The sequence below is a fragment of the Promicromonospora sp. NPDC057138 genome (assembly GCF_042670845.1).
In the GTDB taxonomy this organism is placed as follows: Bacteria; Actinomycetota; Actinomycetes; order Actinomycetales; family Cellulomonadaceae; genus Promicromonospora.
Window position 1 is genome coordinate 1 of record NZ_JBHUUX010000122.1, and the last position, 6,295, is coordinate 6,295.

General features: G+C 71.3%; 6 protein-coding genes. 2 read left to right on the forward strand and 4 right to left on the reverse strand.

What is annotated here, in order from left to right; all coding sequences use genetic code 11:
- Positions 1-79: 79 nt before the first annotated feature.
- The 3 genes from ACFT2C_RS28760 to ACFT2C_RS28770 form a co-directional block, all read right to left on the reverse strand.
- Positions 80-1,231, reverse strand: a complete 1,152-nt coding sequence (locus tag ACFT2C_RS28760; RefSeq protein WP_377210529.1) for an SPFH domain-containing protein — start codon at positions 1,229-1,231, stop codon at positions 80-82.
- Between the two features lie 140 nt (positions 1,232-1,371).
- Positions 1,372-1,812 carry an NfeD family protein gene (locus ACFT2C_RS28765; RefSeq protein WP_377210530.1) on the reverse strand — a complete coding sequence of 147 codons (441 nt, stop codon included), beginning with the start codon at positions 1,810-1,812 and terminating at the stop codon, positions 1,372-1,374.
- A 222-nt stretch (positions 1,813-2,034) separates the two neighbouring features.
- The gene (locus ACFT2C_RS28770) at positions 2,035-2,820 is read right to left on the reverse strand and encodes an ABC transporter ATP-binding protein (protein ID WP_377210531.1); all 786 of its coding nucleotides are present in this window, start codon (positions 2,818-2,820) and stop codon (positions 2,035-2,037) included.
- 43 nt (positions 2,821-2,863) lie between these two features.
- Here ACFT2C_RS28770 and ACFT2C_RS28775 point away from each other — a divergent pair, with 43 nt between their 5' ends.
- Complete coding sequence (locus tag ACFT2C_RS28775) at positions 2,864-3,625, forward strand: hypothetical protein (protein ID WP_377210532.1); 762 nt, start codon at positions 2,864-2,866, stop codon at positions 3,623-3,625.
- Here ACFT2C_RS28775 and glgA read toward each other — a convergent pair.
- Entirely contained in the window at positions 3,607-4,896 is a 1,290-nt protein-coding gene (glgA, locus tag ACFT2C_RS28780) for a glycogen synthase (protein WP_377210533.1), read from the reverse strand. The two genes, ACFT2C_RS28775 and glgA, sit on opposite strands and share 19 nt — an antisense overlap.
- 73 nt (positions 4,897-4,969) lie before the next feature.
- Here glgA and glgC point away from each other — a divergent pair, with 73 nt between their 5' ends.
- Positions 4,970-6,211, forward strand: coding sequence for a glucose-1-phosphate adenylyltransferase (gene glgC / locus ACFT2C_RS28785; protein ID WP_377210534.1), 1,242 nt, complete (start codon positions 4,970-4,972; stop codon positions 6,209-6,211).
- Positions 6,212-6,295 lie beyond the last annotated feature (84 nt).

The window sequence follows — 6,295 nt, forward strand, 5'->3', positions numbered from 1 at the left end:
CTCCCAGGGGTCACCAGGGAGAGCCGGACAGGCGCTCTACTTCGCGGATCCCGCGCTCTACTTCGCGGATCCCTCGGGCTCAGCCGGCCGGCGGGGCCGGGGGCACCGGCGGCGGGGGCGGCGTCGCGCCACCCTCAGGGCGCTGCCCGCGCTCGCGGGTCGGGTCGAACGGCTCGCCCGACCGGGTGCCGGCGCTCGTCGCGTCGGCCACGGCGGCCTCGGCCTGGCGCTGCGCCTCGGCGAGGGCCTCGCCCGGGTCCTGCAGCAGCGGCCTGTCGAGGACCGCGGTCCGGGGTCCGCCCGACGGCTCGTCGCCATCCGGCGGCGTCGGGATGCCCGGAGTGCCGGGCGCCCCGCCGAAGCCCTTGGCGATGCTGCCCAGCGCTGCGGTGAACTCGGTGGGGATGACCCACGTCGTGTTCGACGTGCCCTCCGCGATCTTCGGCAGCATCTGCAGGTACTGGTAGGCCAGCAGCTTGGAGTCGGCGTCACCGCGGTGGATGGCCTCGAAGACCTGGAGGATCGCGCGGGACTCACCCTCGGCGCGGAGGATCTGGGACTGCGCGGCACCCTCGGCCGTCAGGATCGCGGACTGCTTCTCACCCTCGGCGGTCAGGATCGCCGACTGCTTGATGCCCTCTGCGGTGAGGATCGCGGCACGGCGGTCCCGCTCGGCGCGCATCTGCTGCTCCATCGCGCCCTGGATCGAGGGCGGCGGCTCGATCGACTTGAGCTCGACACGGTTGACGCGGATGCCCCAGCGCCCGGTCGCCTCGTCGAGCACGCCGCGGAGCTGGCCGTTGATCTGGTCACGGCTGGTGAGCGTCTGCTCCAGGTCCATCGAGCCGATGACGTTACGCAGCGTCGTGACGGTGAGCTGCTCGATCGCCGTGATGTAGTTCGCGATCTCGTAGACCGCGGACTTCGCGTCCGTCACCTGGAAGTAGATGACGGTGTCGATCTCGACCACCAGGTTGTCGCTGGTGATCACCGGCTGGGGCGGGAACGACACGACCTGCTCACGCAGGTCCACGCCGGCGCGGACTCGGTCGACGAACGGCACCAGCACGTGCAGGCCGGGGTCGAGCGTCTTCGAGTACCGGCCCAGGCGCTCGACCACGAGCGCAACTGACTGCGGAACGATCCGCACGGCACGGATCACCGCGACGATGCCGACGATCACGACCAGGGCAATGATCAGATAGAGCAGGACTTGCCCGAATGACTCCACGACGTCTCCTTACGCGGGCACCTTGGGGCCCGCACGGACGGATTTCACGCTTCTGACTTGAACAGCACGCTTCTGTCTGGGCTTGGCCGGACTGCATCACGCTGGAACTACCTCACGAGGAGCGCCCAGGCGCCAGGCGGCTACACCGGCTCGACGGCAGGCTCGACAACAGCGGTCGCGCCGTCGATCTGGACCACACGAACGCTAGTGCCGGCGGGCAGCAGAGGCGAGCCGGGTACGGCTCGCGCGCTCCACACCTCGCCGCTGAGCTTGATCAGCCCCGACGCCGTGCTGACCTCCTGGACCACCGACGCAGTGCGCCCTACGTTCGCCTCGGCGTTGGTGGGCGCCTTCGGCGTGCTGTTGCGCAGGTGGCGGATCAGCGTGGGCCGAAGCGTCACGAGCAGCACCACCGACGCCACGACGAAGACGATGGCCTGGACCCACAGCGGAGTCCCTGCCCCGTTCGCGACGGCCGCGGCCAGCGCGCCGCCCGCAAACATGATGAAGACGAAGTCCAACGACAAGAGCTCGATCAACGCGAATATCAGCGCCGCGCCTGCCCACCACAACCACGCCATGGGTTGCTCCCTCCGAGCGTCCATTCCGGCTGGCGACCGGTCGCCGACAGACCTTCTCCGCCGGCGGGTCCTCGCGGTGAATCTACCGCCACCTCGGACCTTTGCCCGGACTTTACCAAGGTCCACTGACACAGTGGTAGCGAAAACGACGTTTCAACTTGATTTCTTTATCGCGCTGACTATTTCAAGTTCGACGCCGCCCGCGAGGCCCCGATAACGGGGTCAGCGGGCCGCGCGCGCGAGCCAGCGCCCGCCGCCGTGGGCCACGATCAGCGGCAGCCCGAACGCCGCCGAGAGGTTGTCCGCGGTGAGGACCTCCTCGATCGGCCCGGCGGCCTGGATGCCGGCCTTCTTCATGAGCAGCAGGTGCGTGAAACCCGGCGGGATCTCCTCGACGTGGTGGGTCACGTGCACCAGCACGGGCGAGGCGGGGTCGTTCGCGAGCTCGGACAGCGCGCCGACCAGCTCCTCGCGGCCGCCCAGGTCGAGGCCCGCGCCGGGCTCGTCGAGCAGCAGGAGCTCCGGGTCGGTCATGAGCGCGCGGGCGATCTGCACGCGCTTGCGCTCGCCCTCCGAGAGGGTGCCGTAGGTGCGGTCGGCGAGGTGGTCGACGTCGAACGCGGCCAGCAGGTCCTTGGCGCGCTGCTCGTCGAGCTCGTCGTAGCTCTCGTGCCAGCGGCCCGTCACGCCGTAGGCGGCGGTCAGCACGACGTCGCGCACGGACTCCGCCGTCGGCAGCCGCTCGGCGAGCGCCGCGCTCGAGATCCCGATGCGCGGGCGCAGCTCGAACACGTCGACCTTGCCGAGGGACGAGTCGAGGATCGTGGCCGTCCCCGACGTCGGGTGGAGGCGCGCAGCGACAATCTGGAGGAGAGTTGTCTTGCCCGCGCCGTTCGGCCCGAGAACGATCCAGCGTTCTCCCTCGTTCACCTGCCAGTCCACGGAATCGAGGATCGTCGAGGTGCCGCGACGGACGGTGACGCCCGCGAGTTGGAGAACCGAGCTCATGACCACCGACCCTACCTGAGGAGGAGTCATTTACAGTTCTGCGGTGGACACCGATCAGGCCCTCCCCCGGAGCGTGCTGCTCGCCCTGTGGCTGCAGGGCGTAGGCGACACCTCGGACGCCGTGAAGTCCGTGGTGGGCGACGACGAGCCGCACACCGTGGAGGGGCTACCCGGCTTTGCCGACGGCACCGACCTCGACACCCTCTTCACCGCCTGGACGACGGGGCCGCGCGAGGTCTGCGCGCTGCTGCCCGCAGCCGGCGATGCGGCGGGCGTGCCGGCGGTCGCCAACCTGGAGGCCACCGAGGCCGGCGAGTGCGTGGTGATCACGACGCCTGGCGGGAGCTGGGCCGCGGTCCCCCGGGTCCAGGCGTTCGGCAGCCACATCGAGCCCGGGCACATGGTGACGTGGCACGTGCTGGAGGTCCCCGCGTGGACGACCCTGCTGCACGGCGCCATCGGCTCGATCTCGGACGCCGAGCGTGAGCTGCGCACGAGCCTGATGACCGCGACGGACGCCCTGGACCAGCTCGACGTCGCCCGCTGGCGCGACGACGCCGCCGACGCCATCGAGCGGATCCGGTCCGCCACCACGTCGTCGTGGCCGGTGCCGCACCTGGACGGCCGGCGCGCCCGCGTGCTCGACCTCGCCAGCCGTCTGCGCGCGATCGTCGCCCTCGGCACGGTGGACGACGGCGGCGCCGTGAACGTCTTCCAGGTCGACCAGCGCTCCACGGCGCTGCGCGAGGTGGACCGCACGGCCCGCCACGCGATGAGCGCCGCGACCTACGGCCAGGTCGCCTGACCCTGTGCGAGCACCTGGCGGTAGACCTCCATCGTGCGGTCGCCGATCGCCGACCAGGTGAAGTGCTCCTCGGCCCGAGCGCGGCCCGCCGCCCCCATCGCCGCGGCGCCCTCCGGGTCGGTGGCCACGCGGGTGAGCGCCGCCGCGAGGTCGGCGACGAATCGGTCGGGGTCGAGCGGCGTGCCGGTGCCGTCGTCGGCCTGCTCGAGGGGGACCAGGAGGCCGGTGACGCCGTCGTCGACCACCTCGGGGATGCCGCCGGTGGCCGTGCCGACCACGGGCAGGCCCACGGCCATGGCCTCCAGGTTCACGATGCCGAGCGGCTCGTACACGCTCGGGCACACGAAGACCGTGCACGCCGCCAGGACGGCGATCAGGTCGGGCCGCGGGAGCATCTCCTCGATCCAGACGACGCCGGTGCGAGACTCGCGCAGACGTTCGACCAGGCCCACGACCTCGGCCATGATCGCCGGCGTGTCGGGCGCGCCCGCACACAGCACGAGCTGCACCTCGGGCGGCAGCTCGGCGGCCGCGCGCAGCAGGTACGGCAGGCCCTTCTGCCGGGTGATCCGGCCGACGAACACGACGGCCGGGCGGTTCGGGTCGATCCCGTAGCGGCGCACGGTCACCGCGGCGCTGGCCTGGGCCGCGGCGTCGTCCGCTGCGGGGCGGCGCCAGCCCGACAGGTCGATGCCGTTGTGCACAACGTGCACCCGCTCCGGGTCGAGCTCCGGGTAGACGCGCAGGATGTCGGCGCGCATGCCCGCGGAGACGGCGATGACGCCGGCCGCGCCCAGGTAGGCGGTGCGCTCGGCCCAGGAGGAGAGCGCGTAGCCGCCGCCGAGCTGCTCGGCCTTCCACGGACGCAGCGGCTCCAGGGAGTGCGCGGTGACCACGTGCGGCACGCCGTACAGCAGCCCGCCCAGGTGGCCGGCCATGTTGGCGTACCAGGTGTGGGAGTGGACCAGGTCGGCGCCCGCGACGTCGTCGGCCATGACGAGGTCCGTGCCCAGGGTGGCCAGGGCGGGGTTCGCGGCCGCGAGCGCGTTCGGGGTCTCGTAGCCGGTGACGCCGGACGCCTCGGTCGCGGCGTCGCGCGGGCCGTCGAAGCAGCGCACCCGCACCTCGGCGTGCTGTCCCAGGACGGCGGCCAGCTCGGCCACGTGCACCCCGGCGCCCCCGTACACGTGCGGCGGGAACTCGCGGGTGAGCAGGTCCACGCGGAGCGGAGGGGTGGATTCTGGGCGGGGTACGGCTGCGGCGTCGGACACAGGCCAAAGGTAGCGCGCGGGATGTCACAGCGCGCCACCTGCGGAGCGGGCCGAAAAGCCCTAATCTCGGCGTATGGCTTCCGCCCCCCGCGTCCTCGCGATCGTTCTCGCCGGCGGCGAGGGAAAGCGGCTGATGCCGCTGACCGCCGCCCGCGCCAAGCCCGCAGTGCCCTTCGGCGGCATCTACCGCTTGGTGGACTTCGCCCTGTCCAACATCGTCAACTCGCGTTACCTGCACGTCGTCGTGCTGACGCAGTACAAGTCCCACTCGCTGGACCGCCACATCTCCAAGACCTGGCGCATGTCGCCGCTGCTGGGGAACTTCGTGGCGCCCGTGCCGGCGCAGCAGCGCGTCGGCAAGCACTGGTATCTCGGCAGCGCCGACGCGATCTACCAGTGCCTCAACATCATCGACGACGAGCGTCCCGACATCGTGGTCGTGGTCGGCGCCGACCACGTCTACCGCATGGACTTCTCGCAGATGGTCGACGCGCACATCGAGTCGGGCGCTCGGGCCTCGGTCGCCGCGATCCGGCAGCCGATCGGCATGGCCGACCAGTTCGGCGTCATCGACGTCGACCCCGCCGACCCCACCAAGATCCGGGAGTTCCTGGAGAAGCCGAGCGACCCCACGGGGCTGCCCGACTCCCCCGGCGAGATCCTCGCCTCCATGGGCAACTACGTGTTCGACGCCGACGCGCTGGTCGAGGCCGTCACGAAGGACGCCGCCAACCCCGACTCCCGGCACGACATGGGCGGCGACATCATCCCCGCGTTCGTGGCCGACGGCGAGGCCGGCGTCTACGACTTCATCCGCAACGACGTGCCGGGCTCCACCGAGCGCGACCGGGGCTACTGGCGCGACGTCGGGACCATCGACTCCTACTACGACGCGCACACCGACCTCATCGCGGTGCACCCCATCTTCAACCTCTACAACTACGACTGGCCGCTGTACACGGGCTACACGGGGCTGCCGCCGGCGAAGTTCGTGCACGCCGGGCCGGGGCGGATGGGGCACGCGGCGGAGTCCATCGTGTCGCCGGGCGTGCTCATCTCCGGGGCGCAGGCCGCCGGGTCTGTCCTGTCCCCCGGGGTGCACCTGCACTCGTGGTCGAACGTGTCGAACTCCGTGCTGATGGACGACGTCCAGGTGCACCGGTACGCGCACGTCCACCGGGCGATCGTCGACAAGAACGTGGTGGTCAACGAGCGGGCCCGCATCGGCGTCGACCACGACGAGGACCGGGCACGCGGCTTCACGGTCACGGAGAGCGGCCTGACGGTGGTCCCCAAGGGCACGATCGTCAACTGACGCCGGGTCGCCGGCGCCGCGGACGGCGGCCACCGTCCGCGGCGTCGAACGTAGGAGTAGTCGCACTCTGAGCGCTCAGAGTGT